Genomic DNA, 26,008 nt, shown 5'->3' with positions numbered 1-26,008 from the left:
AGTTCGGCCCGGGGCTTGAGCCTCGGGCTTCGAGCTCTTCTCCTGGGTTTTGGCCTGGTTTGAAACGACCCAACCAACCGAGTCTGAAGGTGAGTTGAGCCCGCCTACCTCGAAAGAGTGACGTTCCGTGATCGGCTTGCGCCGAAACGTAAAGGGCCTCTAGGTTCGCGGCAAATAGATCGGCCCCGGTCGGTGCTGGAACACCGGCTCCGGGGCCTGGACCTACGTATCGAGGGACCTCGATACCTACGCGAACGAGGAGCCTCGACAGTGGCTTATGCCAACCCTAGCCCTGCTCTGCCGTCCCCGTCGCACCCGATGGCCAAAACGGGTTACGGGAAACGCTCCACGGGTGACGAAGACCCGCACGCGGACCCGGACTTCGCACACCTGAGCCCCCGCGACCGTGACCTCGCCGTCTTCATCGACCATCTCCACGAGGGCCACGCGATGGGCTACAAGGCGATCGCCGCCGAGCATCCCCGCTACGGCCAACAGGCCTGCCGTACCTCGCTGCGCCGCATCACGCTCGCCGGCCACCTGCGCTGGATCAAGGAGCACATCACCGTCGACGACAACTCGATGCGCTGGGTGACCCGGACGTACTGGTCGCGTACCCGCAGGTCGGCCGAGTGGTGGGCGGAGTTCGCGCGGAAGCTGGACGGCAAGGACGTCACCGAGGACTACCAGCCGGGGCTGGCCCGCGTCGAGGAGGCCGAGGCGGTCCAGGACATCGATGTCGTGGACGTCGAGCCGGAACCCGACACCGCCCATGAGGTTCTCGCCGAACTGCGCGCAGCCGACTCCCGCATGACCCTGTCCGACGCCGACTGCCGTTCCCTCGCCTCCCTGGCCGAGGAGTGGCTGTCCCGTGGCGCGACGCCGAACGACATCACCAAGGCCCTGACGGACGGGCTTCCGGCCGCCGTCACCAACCCGGGCGGACTCGCCCGCAACCGATTGGAGAGCAGGATGCCCCCGAAGAAGTCCAAGGCGAAGATCCGGCAGAAGGCCGCCCGCCGGGCTCGCGTCTCCCGCGTGATCATGGCCTGCGGTCTGTGTGACGCGGACGAGCGGACGACCGAGATCGTGAGCGGGCTGTGCCGGGAGTGCCTGGAGGGTGTCGAGGAGGACGAGTACACATGGAGCTATGTCCCGGAGACCTTCCTTCCCGGCCCGCGCGGCAGCGGCGACCTGCCGGGCGCCGACGAGGTCATCGACGTCACCGAGCGCGTCGAGGCCCTGCGGCGCGCGGCGGGGCTGAGGTGAGCGTGCAGGAGGTGCCGGTCGGGGCAGTATGGAGTCGAGGAGGCGACGCCATGACCCCCAGGACCGAGCACCGGCCGCAGATGTCCGTCGAGGAGTTCGAGGAGCTCGAACGCCATGCCCCGGAGACCGTGTGGCTGGAGTTCATCAACGGAAGGGTCGTGGTCAAGCCCATGGGGGACGGCAACCATCGCGAGATGATCGCGTGGCTGCAGCGGACGTGCATGCAGCATCGTCCGGATCTGTGGCTGCACGCCGAGAGCGGGTTGAAGACGGAGCGATACCGCAAGGGGCGCGCTCGTGCCGATGGAGTCCTCGTCACGGTGGGCGGGCTCAAGGGGCACGGGGAGTGGTCCGAATCCGAGGGCGCCCTGATGGCCGTCGAGGTCACCTCGTATGACTCCGACACCAACAACCGCGACCGCGTCGAGAAGCCCGACGGCTACGCCGCGGCCGGCATCCCCGTCTACCTCCTCATCGACCGTGACGACTGCTCGGTCGTCGTCTTCAACCAGCCGGAGGACGGCCGCTACCGGCACGAGGAGAAGCTGCCGTTCGGAGCGGCCGTGAAGCTTCCGGAACCCGTGAACATCACCCTCGACACCGAGCCCCTCAAGGAGTTCGCGGACTGAGCCGCCGTTCCGCGAAGGTCACAGCGTCCATAGCCCCTTCGCCACCGCCGTGACCCCGCCCGTCAGGGCCAGCAGGAGGACCACCCGGCGTGCGTGGCGTTCGGGCAGGTGGTCGCCCACCGCCCTCCCGATGAGCCCGCCCACCACCATCGCCGCACCCACCGCCGCCCACTCCGTGCCGCTCAGGTCCGGCACCCCGTTCGCCGTCACCGAGAAGGCGTTCACGATCACGCCGTAGAACTGGGCGTTCGGGACGAACTCGCGTACCGTCCAGCCCGCGTTGAGCGCGTAGAGGGAGATCGGTGGGCCGCCCACGCCCGCCGCCGAGTTCATGAAGCCGCCGACCGCGCCGGCCGTGAGTGCGCCGCCCCGGCCGCGGAGGGCGGGGAGGCGGGCGCCGCGCATCACCAGGAGCACGGCTGCCGTCACCAGGGCGCCCATCGTCAAAAGCAACAAGGGAGCGGGGAGCCGGCGGGTCAGCCAGGTGCCTGCCGGGACCGTGCAGGCCGCCGCCGCGCACAGCGGGACCATCGCCGCCGGACGGACCCGGCGCCAGCCGCCCGCCAGGCCCACCACGCTGATCGCGCCCGCCGCGCAGTTGGCGAGTGCGACGCCCTCGGCGGGGCCGAGCAGGAGGATCAGGGCCGGTACGGCGACCAGCGCGAAGCCCATACCGGTCAGCCACTGCACGCTCGCGCCCAGCAGCACGATGCCGGTGAGAGGTATCAGCGTCGTCGTCATGGTGTAACTGGCTACACCAACGGTTCGGGAGAGCGCTCCCTCGTTGCGGTCCCCGGGAGACGGAATCGTTGATCTCGCCAGGCCAACCGCTCCCGGACAAGGACATCTCCCATGAAGTCGCTGCTCGCCTCCCGGCCCGTCCTCTGGTTCCTCTTCCTCTTCAACCTCGTCGTCGCCGCCGTCGCGCCCTTCGTCGTCGACGGCACGCAGGGCGTGCTGACCGCCGTCGGCATGGGGGTCGTCTCGCTCGGTGCCGGCGTCAGTCTCCTGCGCGGCTGAGGGAATTGGCTCAGCCCTGCACCTGCGCTGTACGTCGGCTGCACGGGCGTTAACCAGCGGAAAGCGAGTCTTGGGCCATGACCCGAAAGACACGTATACGCGCCGCCGTCGTCACCGTCACCGCTCTCGTCACCGCCGCCACGGTGAGCGTGGGGGTGAGCCAGGCCGGCGGCTCCAAGCCGCAGCACGAGCCGAGCAAGAAGCAGATCGCGGCCCTCTTCGACCGGTGGAACGCCGCCCTGCGGACCGGTGACCCGGAGAAGGTGGCCGGCCTGTACGCCAAGGACGCGGTGCTGCTCCCGACCGTCAGCAACAGGATCCGCACCGACCACGCCGAGATCGTCGACTACTTCGAGCACTTCCTGCAGAACAAGCCGGTGGGCGAGAAGAAGCGGACCATCGTGAACGTGCTCGACGCCGACTCGGCCATCGACACCGGGATCTACGCGTTCACCCTCACCGACCCGAAGACCGGCGCCCAGCGGGTCGTCGAGGCCCGCTACACCTACGAGTACGAGAAGCGCGGCGGCAAGTGGCTCATCGTCAACCACCACTCCTCGGCGATGCCCGAAGGGTGATCCGCACCCACAGCCCGCCGCCCGGAGCGTCCCGCAGGGTCACCGTGCCGCCGTCGTCCGTCAGCAGCTGGCGTACGACGGACAGACCGAGACCCGAGCCCGAGCGGCCGGTCAGGCCCTGGCCGCGCCAGAAGCGGTCGAAGGCGCGGGACTTCTCCGCGTCCGTCAGCCGTCACTGTGAGGCAGGGCACTTTCCGCGTGGTGTGCCGTTCGCTGGGCAGGTTCCGGTGGCGAGTGCCGACGTCTCACCATGCGGGAGCGCGCTGGTGGAATTCGGACGCTCGTTAAACTGAGCCGACACAAACAAACCGAGCGAGGAGCGCACGTGGGCCTTGTCGTGCAGAAGTACGGAGGCTCCTCCGTTGCCGATGCCGAGGGCATCAAGCGCGTCGCCAAGCGAATCGTGGAAGCGAAGAAGAACGGCAACCAGGTGGTTGTCGTCGTTTCCGCGATGGGCGACACGACGGACGAGCTGATCGATCTCGCCGAGCAGGTATCCCCGATGCCTGCCGGGCGTGAGTTCGACATGCTGCTGACCGCCGGAGAGCGTATCTCCATGGCACTGCTGGCCATGGCGATCAAAAACCTGGGCCACGAGGCCCAGTCGTTCACCGGCAGCCAGGCAGGCGTCATCACCGACTCGGTCCACAACAAAGCCCGGATCATCGACGTCACGCCGGGGCGGATCAGGACGGCGCTCGACGAGGGCAACATCGCGATCGTGGCCGGGTTCCAGGGCGTCAGCGCGGACAAGAAGGACATCACCACGCTGGGGCGCGGCGGGTCCGACACGACGGCCGTGGCGCTCGCCGCCGCGCTCGACGCCGAGGTCTGCGAGATCTACACCGACGTCGACGGTGTGTTCACCGCCGACCCGCGCGTGGTGAAGAAGGCGCGGAAGATCGACTGGATCTCCTTCGAGGACATGCTGGAGCTCGCCGCCTCCGGTTCCAAGGTGCTGCTCCACCGCTGTGTGGAGTACGCCCGCCGCTACAACATCCCGATCCACGTCCGGTCCAGCTTCAGCGGACTGCAGGGCACGTGGGTCAGCAGCAAGCCGATTGGGGACAAGAAGGTGGAGCAGGCCATCATCTCCGGTGTCGCGCACGACACCTCCGAGGCCAAGGTCACGGTCGTCGGTGTGCCCGACAAGCCGGGCGAGGCCGCCGCCATCTTCCGGACCATCGCCGATGCCGAGATCAACATCGACATGGTCGTGCAGAACGTGTCCGCCGCCGCCACCGGCCTGACGGACATCTCCTTCACGCTCCCGAAGACCGAGGGCCGCAAGGCCATCGACGCGCTGGAGCGCAACCGGTCGGGCATCGGCTTCGACTCGCTCCGCTACGACGACCAGATCGGCAAGATCTCGCTGGTCGGCGCGGGCATGAAGACCAACCCGGGCGTCACCGCCTCCTTCTTCGAGGCCCTGTCCGACGCCGGCGTGAACATCGAGCTGATCTCGACCTCCGAGATCCGCATCTCGGTCGTCACCCGCGCCGACGACGTGCCGGAGGCCGTGCGCGCCGTGCACACCGCCTTCGGTCTGGACTCCGACACCGACGAGGCCGTGGTCTACGGAGGCACCGGCCGATGACTGCCAAGCCGGCGCTCGCGGTCGTGGGGGCGACCGGGGCCGTCGGCACGGTCATGCTCCAGATCCTGTCCCAGCGGGCGGACGTCTGGGGCGAGATCCGCCTGATCGCGACCCCGCGCTCGGCCGGTCGCAAGCTGACCGTGCGCGGGGCCGAGGTCGAGGTCGTCGCGCTGTCGGAGGAGGCCTTCGACGGGATCGACGTCGCGATGTTCGACGTACCCGACGAGGTGTCCGCGCGCTGGGCGCCGGTCGCCGCGGCCAGGGGCGTGGTCGTCGTGGACAACTCCGGGGCCTTCCGGATGGACCCCGAGGTGCCGCTGGTCGTCCCCGAGGTCAATCCGCACTGCGCCCGCAACCGGCCGCGCGGGATCATCGCCAACCCCAACTGCACCACCCTGTCGATGATCGTCGCCCTGGGCGCGCTGCACGCCGAGTTCGGGCTGCGCGAGCTGGTGGTGTCGTCGTACCAGGCGGTGAGCGGGGCCGGGCGGGCCGGCGTGGAGACGCTGCGGGCCCAGCTGTCGATGGTCGCCGGTACGGAGCTGGGCACCAAGCCCGGTGACGTGCGGCGGGCGGTCGGGGACCTCACCGGGCCGTTCCCGGAGCCGGTGGCGCTCAACGTCGTCCCGTGGGCCGGGTCGCTGCGGGAGGACGGCTGGTCGTCGGAGGAGATGAAGGTGCGGGACGAGTCCCGCAAGATCCTCGGACTGCCGAAGCTGCCGGTCGCGGTGACGTGCGTGCGGGTTCCGGTGGTCACCACCCACTCCCTGACGGTGCACGCCAGGTTCCAGGGCGCGGTCACGGTCGACGGGGCCCGGGAGATCCTGGACACGGCCCCGGGTGTCGTCCTCTTCGACAACCCGGCCGCCGGCGAGTTCCCGACCCCTGCAGACGTGGTGGGCACGGATCCGACGTGGGTCGGGCGGGTGCGGCGGGCGCTCGACGACCCGACCGCGCTGGAACTCTTCGTCTGCGGGGACAATCTTCGCAAAGGGGCCGCTCTGAACACCGCGCAGATCGCCGAGTTGGTGGCGGCGGAACTGACCGGCCGTTCAGGTACGGCGGATTTTGTGTGAACAGCCGGTGACCACGGCAAACGCCCTGTAGGCGCTCCGGGTGGGAGCGGGCCCACAGGTAGGGTCTGCGTAAGAAATGTGTCCCGGAGCATGGTCCAAACCTCTTGAACCCCGACCCCCCGGCGTTCGAAGATTTTCCTCCCCGTCCTCCGCAACCATGCGGACGGCGGGGAGCGTCTTTGCGGTCGCCTGTCTTACCGGGCGCTTACGCAATCGGGCCTTCGGGCCGCGGGGACGCATGATCCTGGCGTGGGGACGCCGTGATCGGGGCGTGGGGACGCCCGTTCATAATGGGATATAGGGGAAGAGCGGGTCGCATGACGGCAATTGAGGCACCGTCGGGTGTGCTGCCGGACAGGCGTGGAGCGATGCCGACCACGCCGGCCGGCCCACCCGGCGGATCCGGCGTGCGCGCTGCCGGCGGGCTCGGCGGGTGCCCGTCCGACACGCCCGACGTAAAAGTGATGCCCGGCACGTACAACCCCAGCGGGGGTAGACGTGTCCAACTGGCGTGGCAGAGGTTCTCGAACTCAGTGCGCCCCGCGGCGCGACGGCCCTACGGCCGCCCCGCGCCGGCCTGCGCCCCCGCATGCCCGGTGCGCCCGGCGGCATGCCGGTGATCGCGCCCATGCCCGCAGCGCGGCCCACCCGCATACCCAGCCAGCGCGACGGCGCCGACGAGACGCCGGCCGCGGCCGGTACCACCGTCGACCACCTCACCGAGACCTACCGGGCGCACTACCGCTCGCTCCTCGGCCTCGCCGCGCTCCTCCTCGACGACACCGCCTCCTGCGAGGACGTCGTCCAGGAGGCGTTCATCCGCGTCCACTCCGCCCGCAAACGCGTCCGGGACCCGGAGAAGACCCTGGCCTACCTGCGCCAGACGGTCGTCAACCTCTCCCGCTCCGCGCTGCGCCGCCGCATCCTCGGCCTCAAGCTCCTCTCCAAGCCGATGCCGGACGCGGCCAGCGCCGAGGAAGGCGCCTACGACCAGCTGGAGCGGCGCGACCTGATCAAGGCGATGAAGGGCCTCCAGCGCCGCCAGCGCGAGGTCCTCGTACTGCGCTACTTCGCCGACATGACCGAGGCCCAGGTCGCCGAGACGCTCGGCATCTCGCTGGGCTCGGTGAAGGCGTACGGTTCGCGAGGCATCGCGGCGCTGCGGGTGGCGATGGAGTCGACGGTATGACGGACAGCCCCGAGGGAGGCGACTCACATGATCGCCACGAGCCCTACGCCTGGCACGAGCCGACGCATGGTCATGAGCCAGGTTCGAGGCCCGGTTCCGGGCCCGGTCCGAGGCCCGGTTCGGGGGAGCCGACGCCACGGCAGCACGAGCAAGAGCACACGCAATCGCACGCTGGGAACGGAACTGTGAACCACGGCCCCGACGAAAAGGGCCCCGAGGGCCTGGGACCGGGCCCTGAAGGGCTCCGGAGCGGGCTCGGCCCCGGCTTCGGCGCCGGCGCCGACGGCCCCGAAGCCCTGGACGGGTTCGACGCGGACGAGCTGGCCCTGCGCCGGCTGCTGCACACCGCGGTCGACGACCTCGCCCCGCGCGACGGCTCCCTCGACCACCTGCGCCGCGCGGTGCCCGCCCGCCGGGCCCGCAAGCGCCAGGCCGCCGTCGGCATGGCGGCCGCGGCCCTGTTCATCGGCACCGCGATCCCCGCCCTCATACACGTCTCCAACTCCGGCGGCACCGACCCCAACACCTCCATGGCCGGCCAGGCCTCCCAGGCGCAGGGCGGCGCCACCGGGGGCAAGAACCCGGACGGCGGTTCCAGCACCGCGGGCGGCACCAGCGGCCAGGCCACCGGCGAGAGCCCCGGCGGCGCCAAGGACGGCGGCAAGAGCGAGAGCACCGGAGCCGGCTCCGGCACCAAGGTCGTCCCGACCGCCAGCGCCGCCAGCAGCGCCCCCGTCTGCACCTCCGCGCAGCTCGGCACCCCGACGTCCACCGTCGACGCCCCCGACTCGGCGGGCGTCGTCTACGGCACCTTCAGCGTCGTCAACGTCTCGACGACGAGCTGCACCGTCGGCGGCCCCGGCAGCGTGGCCTTCCTCGCGCAGGGCGCGGCCGACTCCACCAAGATCCAGGTAGTCCGGCACGCCTCCGGCGACGCGGCGGCCGGGCTGCCCGACCCGACCACCGAGCTCACCGGCCTGATCCTGGCGCCCGGCGGGTCCTACCAGGAGAAGTTCGGCTTCGTCCCCTCGGCGACCTGTCCGACCAGCGGCACCAGCACCGGCGGCTCCACCGACACCGGCGGCACCGACGGCGGCGGCACGGCCTCCCCGAGCCCGTCCGACGGCGCCAGCAGCAGCGCCGGTACGACCACGTCCGGGACGGACGGCACCACCACCCAGATGCTCACCGAGGACGGCACGGCCGACGGGAGCATCGCGGTCTCGTACACCCCGCAGGCCGGGTCCCCGACCGGCTCGGCGACGGTGGCGAACGCCTGCGCCGGGACGGTCTACTGGACCGGGGTCCTGCCGGGGGTGTGACGGGCGGCCGTCTGCCGCCGCAGCCGGCCGCGCCCGGACTCCGGTCAGACGGCGGCGGTCGGCTGCCGGGCTTCCTCGTCCGGGTCCGGGACCAGGCCGAGCGCCGCGTCCCGGGCGAACTCCACCTCGCGGCGCAGCAGCCGGAACCACATGAACACCACGAACCCCGCGAACACGAACCACTCACCGGTGTAGCCGAGGTTCTGGAACGCCTTCAGGTCGAGCCCCGAGTTGTCCGGCGCGGTCGCCGGCACGGCCGTCATCCCCGAGTCGGCCTTGTCCAGGGTGATCCACGCGTCGTACACGGGGTACGGCACCAGGTTCACGAGTGAGGCCGCGCTGATCGCCGCCGTCTGCCCCGACGGCAGCCCGCCCTGGTTGCTGACGCCGTCGTCCCCCGGTGTCTCGGAGGCCTGCAGCGCGCCGGTGACGGTGACCTCGCCGGCGGGCGGGGCGGGCGCCTTGGCGGCGTCGGCCTTGCCGGGCAGCCAGCCGCGCACGACGGGCAGGGCCCTGCCGGAGTCGGTGCGCAGCAGGGTCAGGACGTAGAAGCCGTTCTTCCCGTCGACCTGACGGTCGGGCACGAGCAGCTGCTTGGCGTACCGGCCGGTGACGGTGGCCCGCTGGCCGGAGGTCGACTGGTCCACGGGGAGCAGCTCGGCGAGCGGCCGGGCCGCCTCCGTCTTCGCCGTCTCGACCTGCTTGTCGGCGCTGCGATGCGCCTCGACACGCGCCTCGAAACGGCTCAGCTGCCACGACCCCATGAAGATGCAGAACGGGATGGCGAGCAGCACGAAAACGTTGATGCCCCACCAGCGGGGTGTCAGCAGGAAGCGGTACACGCCGTCCACGGTACGGGGCGGTTCATGGCGGTTTACGGGCGGGGTGGGCGCGTCCCGGCGGGCTTGCCGGCCGGTCTGCCGGGCGGTCTGTCGCCCGGTCTGTCGGCCGGTCTGCCGGGCGGGTGTCGGCCCGGACGTCTACCTGGAGGTTCGCAAAGTTATCCACAGGCCGCGGACACTCCTCGACGCTTTGCGGGCGGGGACGGGCAGTATGGGGCCATGACTGCGGCCATGAGTGAGAGCGACATGCCGGACTGGGAGAAGCGCTTCCGCGCCCCTCGGGTCTCCCTGCCGGACTGGGCGGAGGACGCCCCCGACCGTTCCCTGTTCGTGTCGAACGCGACGGGGACGTACGAGCTGTACGCCTGGGACCGCGCGAGCGGGGAGCAGCGCCAGGCGACGAACCGGCCGAACGGCACGACGGACGGGCTGCTCTCCCCGGACGGCGCGTGGATCTGGTGGTTCGACGACAAGGACGGCGACGAGTTCGGCGTCTGGCGCCGCCAGCCCTTCGGCGGCGGCGCCGACGAGGAGGCGACGCCGGGCCTGGACCCGTCGTACCCCTCGGGCCTGGCGCTGGGCCGGGACGGCCGTACGGCGGTCGTGGGCCGGTCGACGGACGACGAAGGTACGACGATCTTCCTGGCCAGAACAGGCGAGGAGCCGCTGGAGATCTACCGGCACGCCGAGTCGGCGGGGGTCGGCGACCTCTCCCACGACGGCTCGCTGATCGCGATCGAGCACACCGAGCACGGCGACGCGATGCACTCGGCGCTGCGCGTGCTCCGTCCGGACGGTACGACGCTCGCCGAGCTCGACGACACCGACGGCGGCACGGAGGAACTGGGCCTGGAGGTGCTGGGCTTCGCCCCGGTCGACGGCGACCCGCGCCTGCTCATCGGCCACCAGCGGCGCGGCCGCTGGGAGCCCCTGGTCTGGGACGTCGTCTCCGGCGAGCAGACGGACCTGACCCTCGACCTGCCGGGCGACGTGAGCGCCGAGTGGTACCCGGACGGCAGCGCGCTGCTCGTCGCGCACAGCCACAAGGCCCGCAGCGACCTGTTCCGCTACGACCTGGCCACGCGCGAGCTGGCGCGCATCCCGACCCCGCCGGGCTCCGTCTCGGGGGCCACGGCCCGCCCCGACGGCACCGTCGAGTACCTCTGGTCGTCGGCCGCCGAGCCGCCGGTGGTCCGCTCGACGACCGGCGAGGTGGTCCTGGACCCGCCCGGGATGAAGTGCCCGCCGTCGGTCCCGGTCTCGGACGCGTGGGTGGAGGGCCCCGGCGGCCCCATCCACGCCCTGATCCAGAAGCCGGCCGGAGCCGTCGGCCCCCTCCCCACCGTCTTCGACCTGCACGGCGGCCCGACCTGGCACGACAGCGACAGCTTCGCGGCGGGCCCGGCGGCCTGGGTGGATCAAGGGTACGCGGTGGTCCGCATCAACTACCGCGGTTCCACGGGTTACGGCCGGGCCTGGACGGACGCGCTGAAGCACCGGGTGGGCCTGATCGAGCTGGAGGACGTGGCGGCGGTCCGGGACTGGGCGGTCGAGTCCGGCCTCGCCGACCCCGACCGCCTCGTCCTGACCGGCGGCTCCTGGGGCGGCTACCTCACGCTCCTCGGCCTGGGCACCCAGCCCGCCTCCTGGGCGGTGGGCATCGCGGTCGTCCCGGTCGCCGACTACGTCACGGCGTACCACGACGAGATGGAGTCACTGAAGGCGATGGACCGCACGCTGCTGGGCGGCACGCCGGAAGAGGTCCCCGACCGCTTCGCGGCCTCCTCCCCCCTGACCTACGTCGACGACGTCAAGGCCCCGGTCTACATCTCGGCCGGCCTCAACGACCCCCGCTGCCCGATCCGCCAGATCGACAACTACGTCAACCGCCTGGCAGCCCGCTCGGCCCCGCACGAGGTCTACCGCTACGACGCGGGCCACGGCTCCCTGGTGGTGGACGAACGCATCAAGCAACTCCGCCTGGAAATGGAGTTCGCGGAACGCCACCTCATGCCTACGGCGACAGCGCCGACGGACTGACCGATCTTTCCCACCCACCCACCCGACTCGGTCCGTGAAGGAGCGAGGATTTCAACCCCGCCGGGTACTGCTGGACACGCGATACTCAAGCGCCCCGTCAGGGGCGCGGGGCACTGTCGAGGATGCAGCCCTCAAGCGCCCCGTCAGGGGCGCGGGGAACTGCGCGATCAGCCACGACGCACCCGCGGGGACTCACGCCACCGCAACCCACCCACCCCCGCCTCTCAACCGAGCGAGTCGGGTGGGTGGGTGGGCAAGGATCGGCGGCCGGACAACTCGGCCAGCCCCCTCCGGGTGGCGACCACCACCACCCGGTCCCCACCTCGCAACACGTACTCCCCCGCCGCAACCCCCGGCCGCCCCTCAAGCGCCAGCACCCGCCAGGCCCCCGCCTGGAACGCCCCCTCCACGGTCCGCCCCTCCAACTGCGGATGCCCGCTCACCTCCACCACCGCCACCAGCAACACCTTCCGCTCCACCGGAATCGCCCCGAGGATCTGCCGCCCCAGCATCGCCCCCGCGAAGGACGGCGCCGCCAGATAGGACACGCTCCGGCTCCGGGTGACGGCGTGCGGATGCGCCGCCCGCAGCGTCCGGTACACGGCGGTCGCGAAGTCGTCGTCGTACAGCCGCAGCACCGCCGTCAGATCGGGCCGCACGGACCGCGCGTACAGCACGGCCTCCAGATTCGTCGTGTCGGCGCTGGTCACCGCGAGCAGCGCCTGCGCCCGATGGATCTTGGCGGCCTCCAGCACCCCTTCCTGGGTCACGTCCCCGAGCACCACCGGCACCCGCAGCCGCCGCGCCACCGCCAGCCCGCGCGCCTCGGGATCCGACTCGACGCACACCACGGGAACGTGCAGCTCCCGCAACCGCGTCAGCACGCGGGTACCGATCTTCCCCAGCCCGAGGAGCACCACATGCCCACCCAGCCCCCGAGGCGGCTTGCGCAGCGCGGAAGCGGTCCGGAAGGTCCCGAGCGCCTCCAGGACCGCCGCCAGCAGCACCGGCAGCAGCAGCAACCCGACCAGCCCCGTCAGCAGCTGGAGGATCTGCCGGCCGAGCGACGCCCCGATCGCGGGATCGTCGATGGCGAACAGGTCGAGGAGCGTGTAGTAGAAGGCCCGTACCGGGTGGATGCCCGTCACCACCGACAAGGCGACAGCGAGCGCGACCACGCACCCCACGCTCCCGGCCAGCGACCACCTGAGCCGCCGCGAGAACAGCGAGGCGAGCGGCGGTACGACCCCGACCCCGCGCCCGGCCGGCTCCGCCGCCCCCGCGGACGACGACACGTGCTCCAGCACCATCACGCCACGCTCACCCGCGGCCGCCCGTACCTGCTCCCCGTCCGGCAGCAGCAGCGGCCCCCGCTCCCGGCCGCCCTCGGCCGGCTCGGGCCCGGTGCTGTTCGGCGAGAGCAACGCCAGCGGGAACAGCCCCCGTTCGGCGGCGTCCTGCCCCGCGACGGCACCCGGCGGCAGGTCCACCGCCCGCAGCACCAGGCCCTCCGTGTGGATGACCTTGCCGCGCCCGGCGAGCGCGGTGGCGGCGAGCGCGGGCGCGGCGGTGTCGGCGTCGGACAGCACGATCGTGGAGGCGTCCCCCACCGCGCCGCTCCCGCTGCCGTCCGCGTCCCCGATCGCCAACGCGGCGGCCTGGTCGAGGAGTTCCTCGATGTGCTGCCCCAACCGCCGGTTGTAAAGCCGCAGTACGAGCCGCAGCCGTGGATTCAGCCGGCGGGCGGTGAGAGCGGCCCGGATGTTGGTCTCGTCGTCGTCGTACACGAGCGCGAGCGCTGCGGCCCGCTCCACACCCGCCTCGGCGAGCACCGCCTCACTGGCCTCGACGGCCTCCAGCACCCGCTCCCCGCGCGGCCCTTCACCGGTACCGGTGACCACACCGGTACCGCCGGCACTGCCCCCGTTCCCGCCGCCGTTGCCACCGTTGCCGCCCGTCCGTCCCACGGTCGCACTGACCACCCGGTCGAACAGCGCGGCCGAGGCGGCCCGGGCGCGTCCGACGACCGGCGGCCGGGCGATGCGCACGTTCGGCGGCACGACAAGGGTGACCTGTTCGCCGTAGACCGTGCGCAACTCGGCGGCCAGCCGGTGCGCGAGCCCGTCGTCCCCGCACACCACCATCTGGGCCGGGCCGCCACCACCTTGATACGGAACGCTCGCCACAAGGGAAAAGACTGCCTCAACGGGACGCATGGTTCCAGCAACGAAGTGAACAGCCACCCCTGACCGCCCGTAGGGAAGGGGAGGGAGCATAATCCCCGATCTGACCGAAGTGCCGGAGGTATCCGACCCGTGGCCATCACCGAGAAAGCCGCCCCGCCCGGGGCCGCGCCCGAGGACGGGACCCCCGGCGCCGACGGCAGCCGCACCCCGCCCGACCAGGAGGGCTGGCACCTCAACTCCCCCTTGGCCCTGACCCTGCTCCTCCTCGTGGTCGTGGTGTTCCAGGGGCCGGTGCGCGGCGCGCTGTCGACGCCGGTGATGCAGAGCTGGATGACGGTGTTCGTCGCGGTGGTCGTCCAGGCGCTGCCGTTCCTCGTCCTGGGTGTGCTCCTCTCCGCGGCGATCGCGGTCTTCGTCCCGCCCTCCTTCTTCGCCCGCGCCCTGCCCGGCCACCCCGCACTGGCGGTGCCGGTGGCGGGGCTGGCCGGGGTGATCCTCCCGGGATGTGAGTGCGCGTCGGTCCCGGTGGCCGGCGCCCTGGTCCGCCGGGGCGTCACCCCGGCCGCGGCGATCGCCTTCCTCCTCTCCGCCCCCGCGATCAACCCGATCGTGCTGACGGCGACGGCGGTGGCGTTCCCGCGCAACCCCGAGATGGTCGTGGGCCGGTTCGCCGGCAGCCTGCTGGTGGCGTGTGCGATGGGCTGGCTGTGGCAGCGGCTCGGCCGCACCGACTGGCTGCGCCTGCCGGCGCACGCGCACCACGAGGGCGAGACCAAGGGGGAGGCGTTCTGGTCCTCGGTCCGGCACGACACCATGCAGGCGGGCGGCTTCCTGGTGCTCGGCGCGATGGCGGCGGCGACCCTGAAGGCGGTGGCCCCGGCGGAGTGGCTGCGTACGGCGGCCGCCAACCCGGTGGTCGCGATCTTCGCCCTGTCGATCCTGGCCGTGCTCCTGTCCATCTGCTCGGAGGCGGACGCGTTCGTGGCGGCTTCCCTGACCCAGTTCTCGCTCACCGCGAAGCTGGCGTTCCTGATCGTGGGTCCGATGATCGACCTCAAGCTCTTCGCGATGCAGGCGGGCACCTTCGGCCGCGGCTTCGCCCTGCGCTTCGCCCCGGCCACCTTCGTGGCGGCGATCGCGGGCGCGGTCCTGACCGGGGCGGTGCTGCTGTGAACCGGCAGGCACAGGCGGCGGTGATGTTCCTGGTGGGCGCGGCCCTGCTGCACGCGGGCGGGACCAACCTCTACCTGCGCTACGTCAAGGCGGGCCTGCAGCCGCTGGTGCTGGCCGCGGGCGCCGTCCTGATCGTCTCGGCGCTGGCGACGGCGTGGTACGAGTGGAAGCGCGCCCGCGCCCGGAAGGAGGCCGCGTCCGAGGCACAGCACGAGGCACAGCCCGAGGCGCGGTCCCAGGCACAGCCCGAGGCGCAGCACGAGGCACATGTGCACCCGGAACCCCGGATCTCCTGGCTGCTGGTCCTTCCGCTCCTCGCCCTGATCCTCGTCGCCCCGCCCGCGCTCGGCTCCTACAGCGCGCTGCGCACCGGCACGGCCCTGCAACAGCCTTACGGCTACCTGAAGTTGCCCAAGTCCGACCCGATGCCGCTCAACCTGGTCGACTACGCGGGCCGCGCGGTCTACGACCACGGCCGTTCACTGGCCGGCCGCCAGGTCCGGATCGCCGGTTTCGTGGCCGTCGACTCGGCCGGCACCCCGTATCTCGTCCGCATGGCCCTCAACTGCTGCGCGGCGGACGCCCAGCCGGTGAAGGTGGGCCTGACCGGCAAGATCCCCCCGGTCCTGCAGCCGGACGCCTGGCTCCAGGTGACGGGCACCTACACCACCAAGCAGACCCGCGACCCGGTGAACAACGGCCCGATCCCGTTCCTCCAGGTCACCGACGCCAAGCCGATCCCGACCCCGGCCGACCCGTACGACGAGACCTGGAACAACTGACCCGTCCCCTACGGCTCCCGGAAGAACGCGGCCAGTTTCGCGACGGCCGGGGTGACGTACTCGTCCCGGTCGTAGAGGCCGACGTGCGTCGCGCCGTCGATCCAGAACAGCTCCTTGGGGCCGGTGACCCGCTGGAACGCGGCCACGCTCATCCAGGAGGTCACCGCCTCCCGTCCGGCGATCATCAACAGGGGGCGCGGGGCGAGCAGTTCGAGGGCGTGGAAGGCATCGAAGCCGGCGATGCGGTCGACGCTGTTCCAGGTGAACTCCTCGGCGGCGCGGGGGTGCCGGGCGCGGGGGGTGCGGTAGTACTCCCAGCCCTCGTGGGCGTGCGGCCCGCCGGCGCGTGCCTCGTCCTCGGTCGCGGGGAAGAGCCGGAAGGCCGGGACGCCCTCGCCGCGGGCCTCCGCGGTACGCGCCGCGGCGGCCGCGGCCAGCATGCCCCTGAGGACGGCGGGGTCCTGGCCGCCGTCGGCGCCGTGCCGGAACTGACGGGCGATGTCGACGGCGCTGACGGTGGCGACGGCCCTGATCCGCTGGTCGGTCGCGGCGGCGGCGAGGGCGTACCCGCCGGAGGCGCAGATCCCGAGCGCCGAGATCCGGCCGGGGTCCGCCTCCGCCCGGGTGGTGAGGAAGGAGACGGCGGCCCTGAGGTCCTCGACCCGCTGGGCCGGGTCCTCCAGACCCCGCGGCTCGCCCTCGCTCTCCCCCTGGTGGGCGGCGTCGAAGGCCAGGGTGACGAACCCGTGCTCGGCCAGGCGCCGCGCGTACACCCCGGCGGCCTGCTCCTTCACCCCGGAACCGGGGTGCCCGACGACGACGGCGGGAAGCGGCCCGGCGGTGTCGCCGTCGGGTGTGTACAGGTGGCCGGCGATCTTCAGTCCGGCGCTGGGGAAGGTGACGTGAGTCTGCATGGCCCCCACCGTCGCGCCGCCCGCACCCGGGTGCCAGGGAGGGCCTTGCCTGTGCGGCCGGTGCCTGTGCAACCCAGTACCAGGCACCGGGCGACGCGGGGACGGAGACTGGCCCCATGACCCCCGCCGCCCCCACTCCCGCCCCTACTCCCGCCTCCGGCAACGAACTGGGCGAGTTCCTGCGCGCCCGTCGCGCCGCCCTGACCCCGCGGCGGGCGGGACTGCCGGACGACGGCCGCCTGCGCCGCGTACCCGGCCTGCGCCGTGAGGAACTGGCCCAGCTGGCGCACGTGAGCATCGACTACGTGGTCCGCCTGGAGCAGGGCCGTACCCGCAGGGTCTCCCGCCCGGTCCTGGACGCCCTGGCCGACGCCCTGCGACTCGCCCCGGACGAACGGGAGTACCTCCTCACCCTGGCCGGCGTCGCCCCCACCGCCGCCCCGCGCCGACCGGGCCGTCCCGAGGTGGCCCCCGGCCTGCGGCAGCTGCTGGCGACGATGCCCGACGTCCCGGCGATGATCCTGAACCGCCGCATGGACGTACTGGCCTGGAACGCCGGGGCGGCCGCCCTCCTCACCGACTTCGCGGCGCTGCCCGGGCCCGAACGCAACCTCATCCGCCTCACCTTCCTGGACGAGGACGTCCGCGCCCTCTACGCGGACTGGCCGCGGGCGGCCCGCGAATGCGTGGCGGTCCTGCGCATGGAGGCGGGCCGCGCCCCCGGCGACCCCGCCCTGACCGCCCTCATCGCCGAACTGACCGACCGGGACCGGGACTTCCGCACCTGGTGGGCCGGCCACCAGGTGCGCGGCCCCCGCCAACTCACCAAGACCTACCACCACCCCCTGGCCGGCCCCCTCACCCTCGACGTCCACCAGTTCTCCGTCGACACCCACCCCGACCAGCAGCTCATCGCCTACACCCCGCCCCCCGACTCCCCGTCCCAGGAGGCCCTGCGTTTCCTGCTCCAGTGGTCGTCCACGGCCCACACCCGCTGACACCGGACGACCGGAGAGGGCTTCGCCGGGCGGGTCATGTCCGGCCGACCGTGTCCTGGTCGTCGACCGGGGTGGCCGGGGCCGGCAGGGGGAGGGGGTGGGCGGTGCTCGTCCGGGTGGTGAGGCGGCGGGCCAGGGGTTCGGTGTAGCGGGCGGTGAGGGGGCCCACGATGACGAGGATCAGGACGTAGGCCGTGGCCAGGGGGCCCAGGGAGGGTTCGATGCCGGCGGTGACGGCGAGGCCGGCGATGACGATGGAGAACTCGCCGCGGGCGACCAGTGTGCCGCCGGCCCGCCAGCGGCCCTTGGCCGGGATCCCGGCGCGTTTCGCGGCCCAGTACCCGGTGGCGATCTTCGTCAGGGTGGTGACCGCCGCCAGCGCGAGCGCGGGCAGCAGGACCGGCGGGATGCTCGACGGGTCGGTGTGCAGGCCGAAGAAGACGAAGAAGACGGCGGCGAACAGGTCCCGAAGGGGTGCCAGGAGGTGGTGGGCGCCCTCCGCCACCTCGCCGGAGAGCGCTATGCCGACGAGGAACGCGCCCACCGCGGCGGACACCTGGAGTTTCTGCGCGATGCCCGCGACCAGCAGGGTCAGCCCGAGCACCACCAGCAGCAGCTTCTCCGAGTCGTCGCTGGAGACGAACCGCGAGATGTGCCTGCCGTAGCGGACCGCGATCAGCAGGACCAGTCCGGCGACGCCGAGGGCGACGGCCAGCGTGAGGCTGCCCGCCGCGAGGCCGACGCCGGCCAGCAGGGCGGTGATGATCGGCAGGTAGACGGCCATGGAGAGGTCTTCCAGGACCAGGATGCTCAGTATCACCGGGGTCTCGCGGTTGCCGAGCCGCCCCAGGTCTCCGAGGACCTTGGCTATGACACCGGAGGAGGAGATCCAGGTGACGCCGGCCAGTACCACGGCCGCCACCGGGCCCCAGCCCAGCAGCAGGGCCATCGCGGCACCGGGCAGCGCGTTCAGCGCGGCGTCGACCAGGCCCGCCGGGTACTGCGTCTTCAGGTTGGAGACGAGATCGCTGGCCGTGTACTCCAGGCCGAGCATGAGGAGAAGGAGTACGACGCCGATCTCGGCGCCGATGGCGACGAACTCCTCGCTGGTGCCGAGCGGGTAGAGCCCGCCCTCGCCGAAGGCGAGCCCGGCCAGCAGGTAGAGGGGGATGGGCGAGAAGCGGAGGCGTCCGGCGAGCCGGCCGAGCAGGCCGAGACCGAGGATGATCGCACCGAACTCGATCAGGAAGACGGCGGAGTCGTGCACGGCGGCCTCACTCCCGCCCGAGTATCGCGGCGGCCGCGTCGACGCCCTCACGGGTGCCGATCACGATGAGCGTGTCCCCGCCGGCGAGCCGGAAGCCGGGCGTGGGGGAGGGCACCGCCTCGGCGCGGCGCAGCACGGCGACGATGGAGACGCCGGTGTCGGTCCGCATCCGGGTCTCGGCAAGGAGCCGGCCGTTCCAGTACGACGTGGCGGAGAGTTCGATCCGCTCGGCCACCAGCCCCAGGTCGGTGGTGGACAGCAGGTTCGGGCTGTGGTGCGTCGGCATCAGCGCGTCGATGAGCGCCGCCGTCTCGCCCGAGGACAGCCGCAGCGACAGGGCGCAGGCGTCGGGGTCGTCCCGGTGGTAGGCGCTCAGAGTCCGTGAACCGTCCCGGTGCGCGACCACGGACACCCTGCCCTGATCCCGCGTGGCGAGGTCGTAACGAACCCCGATTCCCGGCAACGGCGTCCTGCTCAGGCGTGGAGCCCCCAAGGCTGTCTCCCCTGTCTCGTCGTCTCGCCCCGATGGTTCTTTGCACTTTCTTTAACAACACCCTAACGGGGCGGGCGGGCGAGACGGGCCGGGGGCGGTTCAGGACGGGTAGGGGACGTAGCAGTCCAGGGCCGGGTGGTACAGCACGTGCCAGGTGCGGCCCTCGACGACTCCGCTGGCCGGCAGGCCGTGGCAGGTCTGGATCCACTCGATCTTCTTCTGCATGACCGTGCCGTAGAACCCGTCGGGCGCGACTTTGGGCGGCTGCCCGCCCCACGCGTTGCTGAGGCACTGAGCCTGTCTGACCGCCGCTCCGGTGGCGCCGTACGTGAGCGTCGGCCGGTAGCCCGATGCCACGTAGGAACATCTCTGGCCGGAGGCGGCCGTGGCGGTGTGGGGCACCGCCGGGCCCAGGGCGACGGCCGCGCCAAGGACCGCGGCCGAGGTGAGCAGTCGGTTTCGTCTCATGCCCGCTCCTTCAGGGGCGACTCGACTTCTGCCCATGGTCGCGCGGGAGCGGTGGCCCCCGCGAGTCGGGAGCCCCCGGTCACCCGGAGCCCGGGACGCCCGCCGGCTCCGGTGCTTCGGCCGTCTCCGCCGTCTCCGCCGCCTCGGGGTGTGCCGAACGCCGGTCGCGTACGGCGGTGAGCGCGCCGAGCAGGGCCATGGCCAGGCACCCGAGCAGGACGACGGTGGACGACGCCTTCAGCATCGCCAGCCCGGACCCGGTGAGCAGCACGACCAGGGCCCAGCGCACGGTGGATCCCGCGACCCGGCTGGAGACGAGGGAGCCGAGCAGTACCCCGGGAATGGCGCCGATCAGGAGCGTCGCCGCGAGCCCCAGGTCGGCGTCGCCGACGAGCAGGTGGCCCAGGGCGGCCGCGGCCACCATGGGGATGGCCTGCACCAGGTCCGTGCCGACGAGGTGGTTGGCCTTGAGCCGCGGGTGGGCCAGCATCAGCATCACGATGATCAGGGAGCCCGAGCCGACCGAGGTCATCCCGACGATCACCCCGCCCACCAGTCCGATGAGGAGCGTGGCCACGGGCCGTACGGGGACACGGGCGTCCTCCCCGGCCGGGCCGCCCGTGCCTTCCGGGCCTTCCGTGCCGTCCGCGGCGGTGCGGCGGCGGTCGAGCCACATGCGGGTGAGCATGCCCACGACGGCGAGCATCAGGGCCGTACCGACGACGTACTTGACGCGCTGTTGCAGGTCGTCGCCGTCGCCGAGCGCGCGGAGCAGGAAGACACCGCCGAAGGCGGCCGGGACGGCGGTCGGCAGCAGCCAGCGCACGATGTCCCAGCGCACGGTGCCGGCCCGCTGGTGGACCAGCGCGCCGAACGGCTTCATGAACACGGACGCGGCCAGGTCGCTGCCGATGGCCGCGGTGGGATTCACCCCGAACGCCATGACCATGATCGGCGTCATGAGCGCGCCGCCGCCCATGCCGGTGAGCCCTACGGCGAAACCGACCAGGGCTCCCGCGATGACGATCGGAACGGTGGAATCCATGGTGGGGGACCTTAGACACCATTCCTATGGGAAATGTATGGAACGCCGCCGGTTTCAGTGCTCGCAAGCCGTCCCGCCCGACTGAAACCGGGCTGAAGCCAGGCTGAACCGCCGCGGCCGCACGCTCTGCCGCATGACGACGAACGAACACGAACTCGCGATCGCGGCCACCGGGCTGCGCAAGGCCTACGGGGACAAGACCGTCCTCGACGGCATCGACATCCGGGTGCCCGCCGGCACGATCTTCTCCCTCCTCGGGCCGAACGGCGCGGGCAAGACCACGGCGGTCAACATCCTGTCCACCCTGATCTCCGCCGACGGCGGCGAGGCCCGGATCGCCGGGCACGACCTGGTCGCCGAGGCCCAGGCGGTACGGGCCGCCATCGGGGTCACCGGCCAGTTCTCCGCCGTGGACGGACTGATCACCGGCGAGGAGAACATGCTCCTCATGGCCGACCTGCACCACCTCTCCAAGCAGCGGGGACGGCAGGTCACCGCCGAACTGCTGGAGCGGTTCGACCTCACCGAGGCCGCGAAGAAGCCCGCCTCCACCTACTCCGGCGGCATGAAGCGCCGGCTCGACATCGCCATGACCCTGGTCGGCAGCCCGCGGATCATCTTCCTCGACGAGCCGACCACCGGCCTCGACCCGCGCTCCCGCCACACCATGTGGCAGATCATCCGCGAGCTGGTCTCCGGCGGCACCACCGTCTTCCTCACCACCCAGTACCTGGAGGAGGCCGACCAGCTCGCCGACCGCATCGCGGTGCTCAACGGCGGCCGGCTCGTCGCCGAGGGCACCGCCGAGGAGCTGAAGCGGCTGGTGCCCGGCGGTCACGTACGGCTGCGGTTCACCGACCCGGTGGCGTACGAGCAGGCGGCCACCGCGCTCCGCGAGACCACCCGCGACGACGAGGCCCTCACCCTGCAGATCCCCAGCGGCGGAAGCCAGCGCGAGCTGCGCGCCATCCTCGACTGGCTCGACGCCGCCGGCATCGAGGCCGAGGAGATGTCCGTGCACACCCCGGACCTGGACGACGTGTTCTTCGCCCTGACCGGCAACCCCGTGACCTCGACCGACAAGGAGACCGTCCGATGAGCACCGCTTCCTACGCCCTCCGCGACAACCTCACCATGCTGCGGCGCAACCTCCTGCACGCCCGCCGCTACCCCTCCCTCACCCTGAACCTCCTGCTCACCCCGGTCATCCTGCTGCTGCTCTTCGTCTACGTCTTCGGCAACGTGATGAGCGCCGGCATCACCGGCGGCCACGCCGACCGGTCCGAGTACGTCGCCTACCTCGTCCCCGGCATCCTCTTCCTGACCGCGGCCATGACCTCGCTCGGCACCGCGGTGGCCGTGGCCACCGACATGACCGAGGGCATCATGGCCCGCTTCCGCACCATGGCGATCTCCCGTGCCTCGGTGCTGATCGGCCACGTGGTCGGCAGCGTGATCCAGACGATGATGGCGCTGGTCCTGGTCCTGGGCATCGGACTCGCCATCGGGTTCCGGCCCGACGCGTCGCCGGTGGAGTGGATCGCGGCGGCCGGCCTGATGGCCCTGGTCAGCCTCGCGCTGACCTGGCTCGCCGTCGGCATCGGTCTGATCAGCCCCAACGCCGAGGGCGCCAGCAACATCGGGACGCCGCTGGTGATGCTCCCGTTCCTGTCCAGCGCCTTCGTGCCGGTGGACGCCATGCCGGGATGGTTCCGCTGGTTCGCCGAGTACCAGCCCTTCTCGCCCTTCATCGAGACCCTGCGCGGTCTGCTGCTGGGCAGCGAGATCGGCACGAAGAACGCGGTGCTCGCCCTCGCCTGGGGCCTGGGTCTGACCGTGCTGGGCTACCTGTGGTCCAAGGCGCGGTTCAACCGTGAGCCCCGGCAGTGAGCTCGTGCAGCGCCTGCCGGGCCGCCGACCGCAGCTGATCCCGCCCCAGGGCCGCGTACCCCGACCTCGCGTCGGCGTACGCGGCCCCGTCCGCGTTCTCGGCCGCCTGCCGGGACCGGGCCGAGGAGAGGGTGGGCAGGTCCCGCATCACCGGCAGCTGCTCCGCCAGCGCCAGCAGCCGTACCGCCGCCGTGTCGCCACAGGCCAGCCCCGCGTGGCCGAGCGCGAGCAGCACCGCGCCGTAGACCGGCAGTTCCAGCAGGTCCCCGGCACCGGAAGCGTCGCCGGACAGCATCCCGAGCAGCCGTTCCCGCAGCTGCCCGGCCAGCTCGCCGACCGGCTCCAGCCGGCCGTGCTGCGCGTGCGCGGCGAGCGCGGCCGCCTGCAGGTGGAGAGACCACGAGTCCAGGAAGGGATCGTCCGCGGCCTGCGCACTGGCCTCCCGGATCCCGAGCGCCGCCTGCCGCCAGAGGCCGAGGCCGACCTCGGTCAGCCCCCGGGCCAGCGCGATCTCCGCCCGGGCCTGGAGCAGTTCGGGAGTGAAGGCCTGCGGGGAGTCCGGCTGCCGGTCCGGGGCGGCGCGGCCCAGCCAGTACTCCGCCTCCTCGATCTCCCCGCGCTGCAGACAGGCGGAGACCAGCGCGTAGCGGACGCCGATCGCGTCCGACCAGGTACCGGCGTCACCGAGCGCGTCCGCGGCCCGGAGATGGTCGTACGCCTCCGCGCCGCGCTCCGTCTTGAGGCACAGCTCGCCGATCCGCCCGTGGCTGAGCAGCATCATGATCGGGTTGCCGAGCGGCCCCACCGCGGTGACCATCCGGCGGGCGTACTGGAGGGCGCGCTCCGTCTCGTACGCGGATTCCCACAGGTAGCTGGCGACGCCCGCCGCGATGCCCGCCAGCAGGGGCTCGCCGGCGTCGCACAGCTGCTGCAGCCGCTCGTACCGCGGCGGGTGCATGTCCGGTACCGCGCACAGCACGGCGGCCAGGGCCCGCGGCACGGTGTCCGCCGGTACCGGCGGCAGGCGGCGCAGCGTGACGAGCTGGCGTACGGCGTGCGGGCCGTAGCCCATGAAGAGACCGGCCGCGCATATCGCCGCCGCGCTCCGGGCCGCCTCCACGTCGTCGGGGTGCTCCGGTCCCGGGCGGAAGTGGGACAGCGGCCCGCCGGTCTCGGCGGCGAGGGTGACGAACCGGGTGTAGCTGTTGCCGACGGACCACAGGGAGGCCAGTACGGCGGTGACGGCGGCGGTGGCCGGCCCGTCGGCGCGGGCCAGGGCGTGCCGCAGTGCGAGGACGAGGTTGTCCTGCTCGGCGCGGACGCGGTCGAAGGAGAGCAGCGCGTCGGTGCTGTACATCCCGGCGTGGTGGGCCCGGCCGAAGTCCCGGGCCCAGGCGAGGAACCGGCCCGTCACGGCCTCGTCCTCACCCGCCTCCGCCCGCCGGGCCGCGCCGAACTCCCGCAGCGTCTCCAACATGTGGAAGCGCACCCCGGCAGCGCCCTCGCCCACCTTGAGCAGCGACTGACCGGCCAGCTGCTCCAGCAGGTCCATCGCGTCCAGGCCGTCGCCTTCGGTGCCGGCGAGCACGTACTCCGCCGCGGCCGCGTCGAAGCCGCCGGGGAACACCGACAGCGCGCGAAGCGCCGCCCGCCCCTCGGGCTCCAGCAGGTTCCAGCTCCACTCGACCACGGCCCGCAGGGTGCGGTGCCGTTCGGGCGCGTCCCGGGCGCCGCCGCGCAGCAGCGCGAAACGGTCCCGCAGCCGGTGTGCGATGTCGGCCACGGAGAGCACCCGCACCCGGGCCGCGGCCAGCTCCACGGCCAGCGGCAGCCCGTCCAGATGACGGCAGATCTCGGCGACCCGGTCGGCGGGCAGGTCCACGCCGGGCCGGGCGGCCCGCGCCCGCTGCCCGAAGAGTTCGACGGAGGTCGCCAGGGACAGCTCCGGCAGGGCGTACACGGACTCCGAGGTCAGGCCGAGCGGGGCCCGGCTGGTGGCCAGCACCCGCAGCTCCTTCGACCGTGACACCAGCGCCTGTACGAGAGCGGACGCGCCGGCGATCACGTGCTCGCAGTTGTCAAGGACCAGCAGCGCGGGGCCGGGCCCGAGCGCGGCGACGATCCCGCTCACCGCGTCCTTGCCGCCGCCCGGGAGCTGACGGCCCTCCCCGCCGCCGACGGCCGTGGCGACCTCGTCGGCCACGTCGTCGTCGGTGACACCGGCCAGCGTGACGAAGTGGACGACGGGCTGTTCGGCCGCCCGGCTCACCGCGTGCGAGAGACGGGTCTTGCCAAGCCCGCCCGGCCCGACGACGGTGACCACCCGGGCGCCCCGCAGCAGCCCGGCCACGGCGGCGATGTCGGCGTCCCGGCCCAGCAGCGGGTTCGGCTCGTGCGGCACCCCGTGCCGGACCGGCGCCGCGTCCGCACTCAGCAACTCCTGGTGCACAGCCCGGAGTTGCGGCCCCGGATCGCTCCCCAGCTCGTCCCGCAACCGGCGCCGGTAGCCGTCGTACCGGGTCAGCGCCGAGGCTCGCCCCGCGCCGGCGGCCTCGCAGCGCAGCAGTTCCGCCAGCACCTCCTCGTCCCGCGGCAGCTCCCGGTTCAGCTCGGTCAGCGGTGCGGTGGCCTCCGCCCGCCGTCCCAGCCGGGCGAGGGCGAGGGCGTGGGAGCGCACCAGCGCCCGGTGTGCCCGCACCCGCCCGGCCCGCAGCGCGACCACCGGGTCGTGCAGCTCCTCGTCCGCCCCGGCGCCCACGCTCCCGTCCCACAGCGCCAGCCCCGCCCCGGCCTCCGCCAGGGCGCCCTCGTGATCCCCGGCCCGCGCCCGCTCGGCGCTCGCCGCCTCGTGCACAAGCAGCGCGGAACTGTCGACCTGCGTCTCGTCCAGCCCCAGCCGGTACCCCGTCGGCGTGCTCAGGATCAGCTCGGCACCCAGCTGCGACCTGAGCCGGGACACCAGGATCTGCACCGCCTTGCCCGGCCGCTCCGGCAGCTCGTCCGGCCACAGCCCCTCCACCAGCCGGCCGGTGCTGCAGCCGGTGCGCAGGTCCTCCGCGAGCAGCGCCAGCAGCCCACGCAGCCGGGGCGCGGTGATCTCCCGTCCACGACAGGCGACTCGGGGCAGGAGGGTCAGCTCGGGGGGCTCGATGGTCACCCGTGCAGAGTAGGCGGGTCCGGCGAAGTCCGCTGCGGTTCGGCAGCGCCCCGATAGGGGCGCGGGGAACTGC

23 protein-coding genes and 1 pseudogene are annotated in these 26,008 nt (G+C 72.4%); 14 read left to right on the top strand and 10 right to left on the bottom strand.

What is annotated here, in order from left to right; translation table 11 throughout:
- Positions 1-318 precede the first annotated feature (318 nt).
- Complete coding sequence (locus tag KVT45_RS30065) at positions 319-1,269, top strand: hypothetical protein (protein ID WP_217552264.1); 951 nt, start codon at positions 319-321, stop codon at positions 1,267-1,269.
- A 50-nt stretch (positions 1,270-1,319) separates the two neighbouring features.
- Positions 1,320-1,898, top strand: a complete 579-nt coding sequence (locus tag KVT45_RS30060; protein WP_217552263.1) for a Uma2 family endonuclease — start codon at positions 1,320-1,322, stop codon at positions 1,896-1,898.
- Positions 1,899-1,916: 18 nt separating this feature from the next.
- Here KVT45_RS30060 and KVT45_RS30055 read toward each other — a convergent pair whose 3' ends face one another.
- The gene (locus KVT45_RS30055; protein WP_217552262.1) at positions 1,917-2,639 is read right to left on the bottom strand and encodes a sulfite exporter TauE/SafE family protein; all 723 of its coding nucleotides are present in this window, start codon (positions 2,637-2,639) and stop codon (positions 1,917-1,919) included.
- A gap of 111 nt (positions 2,640-2,750) precedes the next feature.
- On the opposite strand from KVT45_RS30055, the gene KVT45_RS30050 reads away from it, so the two are divergent.
- Both KVT45_RS30050 and KVT45_RS30045 read left to right on the top strand, forming a co-directional pair.
- A complete protein-coding gene (locus tag KVT45_RS30050) occupies positions 2,751-2,918 on the top strand; it encodes a hypothetical protein (protein ID WP_167449888.1) in 168 nt (55 codons plus the stop codon).
- A 77-nt stretch (positions 2,919-2,995) separates the two neighbouring features.
- Complete coding sequence (locus KVT45_RS30045; RefSeq protein ID WP_217552261.1) at positions 2,996-3,496, top strand: SgcJ/EcaC family oxidoreductase; 501 nt, start codon at positions 2,996-2,998, stop codon at positions 3,494-3,496.
- On the opposite strand, the pseudogene KVT45_RS30040 reads toward KVT45_RS30045, so the two are convergent.
- A pseudogene (locus KVT45_RS30040) lies at positions 3,462-3,665 on the bottom strand (ATP-binding protein); the annotation flags it as partial. The gene KVT45_RS30045 and the pseudogene KVT45_RS30040 overlap by 35 nt on opposite strands.
- Positions 3,666-3,821: 156 nt before the next feature.
- Between KVT45_RS30040 and KVT45_RS30035 the strand changes: the two are divergent.
- The 4 genes from KVT45_RS30035 to KVT45_RS30020 all read left to right on the top strand — a co-directional run bounded on the left by KVT45_RS30035 (position 3,822) and on the right by KVT45_RS30020 (position 8,680).
- Positions 3,822-5,093 carry an aspartate kinase gene (locus tag KVT45_RS30035; protein ID WP_217552260.1) on the top strand — a complete coding sequence of 424 codons (1,272 nt, stop codon included), beginning with the start codon at positions 3,822-3,824 and terminating at the stop codon, positions 5,091-5,093.
- On the top strand, positions 5,090-6,169 hold the full coding sequence (locus KVT45_RS30030) for an aspartate-semialdehyde dehydrogenase (protein WP_217552259.1): 1,080 nt from the start codon (positions 5,090-5,092) through the stop codon (positions 6,167-6,169). Before KVT45_RS30035 ends, KVT45_RS30030 begins: the two co-directional genes overlap by 4 nt.
- Before the next feature lie 511 nt (positions 6,170-6,680).
- Positions 6,681-7,358: a SigE family RNA polymerase sigma factor gene (locus KVT45_RS30025; RefSeq protein WP_217552258.1), complete on the top strand. Its 678-nt coding sequence runs from the start codon at positions 6,681-6,683 to the stop codon at positions 7,356-7,358.
- Positions 7,359-7,543: 185 nt separating this feature from the next.
- Positions 7,544-8,680, top strand: coding sequence for a hypothetical protein (locus tag KVT45_RS30020; RefSeq protein ID WP_308310906.1), 1,137 nt, complete (start codon positions 7,544-7,546; stop codon positions 8,678-8,680).
- Between the two features lie 44 nt (positions 8,681-8,724).
- Here the strand turns inward: KVT45_RS30020 and KVT45_RS30015 are convergent, their stop codons facing one another.
- The gene (locus tag KVT45_RS30015; protein ID WP_217552257.1) at positions 8,725-9,522 is read right to left on the bottom strand and encodes an SURF1 family protein; all 798 of its coding nucleotides are present in this window, start codon (positions 9,520-9,522) and stop codon (positions 8,725-8,727) included.
- Positions 9,523-9,753: 231 nt separating this feature from the next.
- Here KVT45_RS30015 and KVT45_RS30010 point away from each other — a divergent pair, with 231 nt between their 5' ends.
- Positions 9,754-11,562, top strand: a complete 1,809-nt coding sequence (locus KVT45_RS30010) for a prolyl oligopeptidase family serine peptidase (protein WP_254647553.1) — start codon at positions 9,754-9,756, stop codon at positions 11,560-11,562.
- Positions 11,563-11,786: 224 nt separating this feature from the next.
- Here the strand turns inward: KVT45_RS30010 and KVT45_RS30005 are convergent, their stop codons facing one another.
- A complete protein-coding gene (locus tag KVT45_RS30005) occupies positions 11,787-13,706 on the bottom strand; it encodes an NAD-binding protein (protein WP_217552392.1) in 1,920 nt (639 codons plus the stop codon).
- Positions 13,707-13,877: 171 nt separating this feature from the next.
- Between KVT45_RS30005 and KVT45_RS30000 the strand changes: the two genes are divergently transcribed.
- Both KVT45_RS30000 and KVT45_RS29995 read left to right on the top strand, forming a co-directional pair.
- Positions 13,878-14,921 carry a permease gene (locus KVT45_RS30000; RefSeq protein ID WP_217552256.1) on the top strand — a complete coding sequence of 348 codons (1,044 nt, stop codon included), beginning with the start codon at positions 13,878-13,880 and terminating at the stop codon, positions 14,919-14,921.
- Positions 14,918-15,703, top strand: coding sequence for a TIGR03943 family protein (locus tag KVT45_RS29995; protein ID WP_217552255.1), 786 nt, complete (start codon positions 14,918-14,920; stop codon positions 15,701-15,703). The genes KVT45_RS30000 and KVT45_RS29995 overlap by 4 nt, the downstream gene beginning before the upstream one ends.
- An 8-nt stretch (positions 15,704-15,711) precedes the next feature.
- Here the strand turns inward: KVT45_RS29995 and KVT45_RS29990 are convergent, their stop codons facing one another.
- A complete protein-coding gene (locus KVT45_RS29990) occupies positions 15,712-16,617 on the bottom strand; it encodes an alpha/beta hydrolase (protein WP_217552254.1) in 906 nt (301 codons plus the stop codon).
- A 116-nt stretch (positions 16,618-16,733) separates the two neighbouring features.
- Here KVT45_RS29990 and KVT45_RS29985 point away from each other — a divergent pair, with 116 nt between their 5' ends.
- Positions 16,734-17,615, top strand: a complete 882-nt coding sequence (locus KVT45_RS29985) for a helix-turn-helix transcriptional regulator (protein WP_217552253.1) — start codon at positions 16,734-16,736, stop codon at positions 17,613-17,615.
- A gap of 34 nt (positions 17,616-17,649) precedes the next feature.
- Here the strand turns inward: KVT45_RS29985 and KVT45_RS29980 are convergent, their stop codons facing one another.
- The 4 genes from KVT45_RS29980 to KVT45_RS29965 form a co-directional block, all read right to left on the bottom strand.
- Positions 17,650-18,882: a cation:proton antiporter gene (locus KVT45_RS29980; protein WP_217552252.1), complete on the bottom strand. Its 1,233-nt coding sequence runs from the start codon at positions 18,880-18,882 to the stop codon at positions 17,650-17,652.
- Positions 18,883-18,889: 7 nt separating this feature from the next.
- A complete protein-coding gene (locus KVT45_RS29975; protein ID WP_217552251.1) occupies positions 18,890-19,375 on the bottom strand; it encodes a cation:proton antiporter regulatory subunit in 486 nt (161 codons plus the stop codon).
- Between the two features lie 99 nt (positions 19,376-19,474).
- Positions 19,475-19,843, bottom strand: a complete 369-nt coding sequence (locus KVT45_RS29970) for a peptidoglycan-binding protein (protein ID WP_217552250.1) — start codon at positions 19,841-19,843, stop codon at positions 19,475-19,477.
- A 79-nt stretch (positions 19,844-19,922) separates the two neighbouring features.
- Positions 19,923-20,888 (bottom strand): sulfite exporter TauE/SafE family protein, encoded by a 966-nt coding sequence (locus KVT45_RS29965; protein WP_217552249.1) that lies wholly within the window; start codon positions 20,886-20,888, stop codon positions 19,923-19,925.
- 133 nt (positions 20,889-21,021) lie between these two features.
- On the opposite strand from KVT45_RS29965, the gene KVT45_RS29960 reads away from it, so the two are divergent.
- Positions 21,022-21,987, top strand: coding sequence for an ATP-binding cassette domain-containing protein (locus KVT45_RS29960; protein ID WP_217552248.1), 966 nt, complete (start codon positions 21,022-21,024; stop codon positions 21,985-21,987).
- On the top strand, positions 21,984-22,778 hold the full coding sequence (locus KVT45_RS29955) for an ABC transporter permease (RefSeq protein ID WP_217552247.1): 795 nt from the start codon (positions 21,984-21,986) through the stop codon (positions 22,776-22,778). The genes KVT45_RS29960 and KVT45_RS29955 overlap by 4 nt, the downstream gene beginning before the upstream one ends.
- Here KVT45_RS29955 and KVT45_RS29950 read toward each other — a convergent pair.
- On the bottom strand, positions 22,756-25,935 hold the full coding sequence (locus KVT45_RS29950) for a BTAD domain-containing putative transcriptional regulator (RefSeq protein ID WP_308310905.1): 3,180 nt from the start codon (positions 25,933-25,935) through the stop codon (positions 22,756-22,758). The genes KVT45_RS29955 and KVT45_RS29950 overlap by 23 nt on opposite strands.
- Positions 25,936-26,008 lie beyond the last annotated feature (73 nt).

It is taken from the genome of Streptomyces sp. GbtcB6, from assembly GCF_019091475.1.
GTDB lineage: Bacteria > Actinomycetota > Actinomycetes > Streptomycetales > Streptomycetaceae > Streptomyces > Streptomyces hyaluromycini.
Note: the sequence above shows the minus strand (reverse complement) of the source record. Positions and strands in the feature narration are given on the sequence as shown.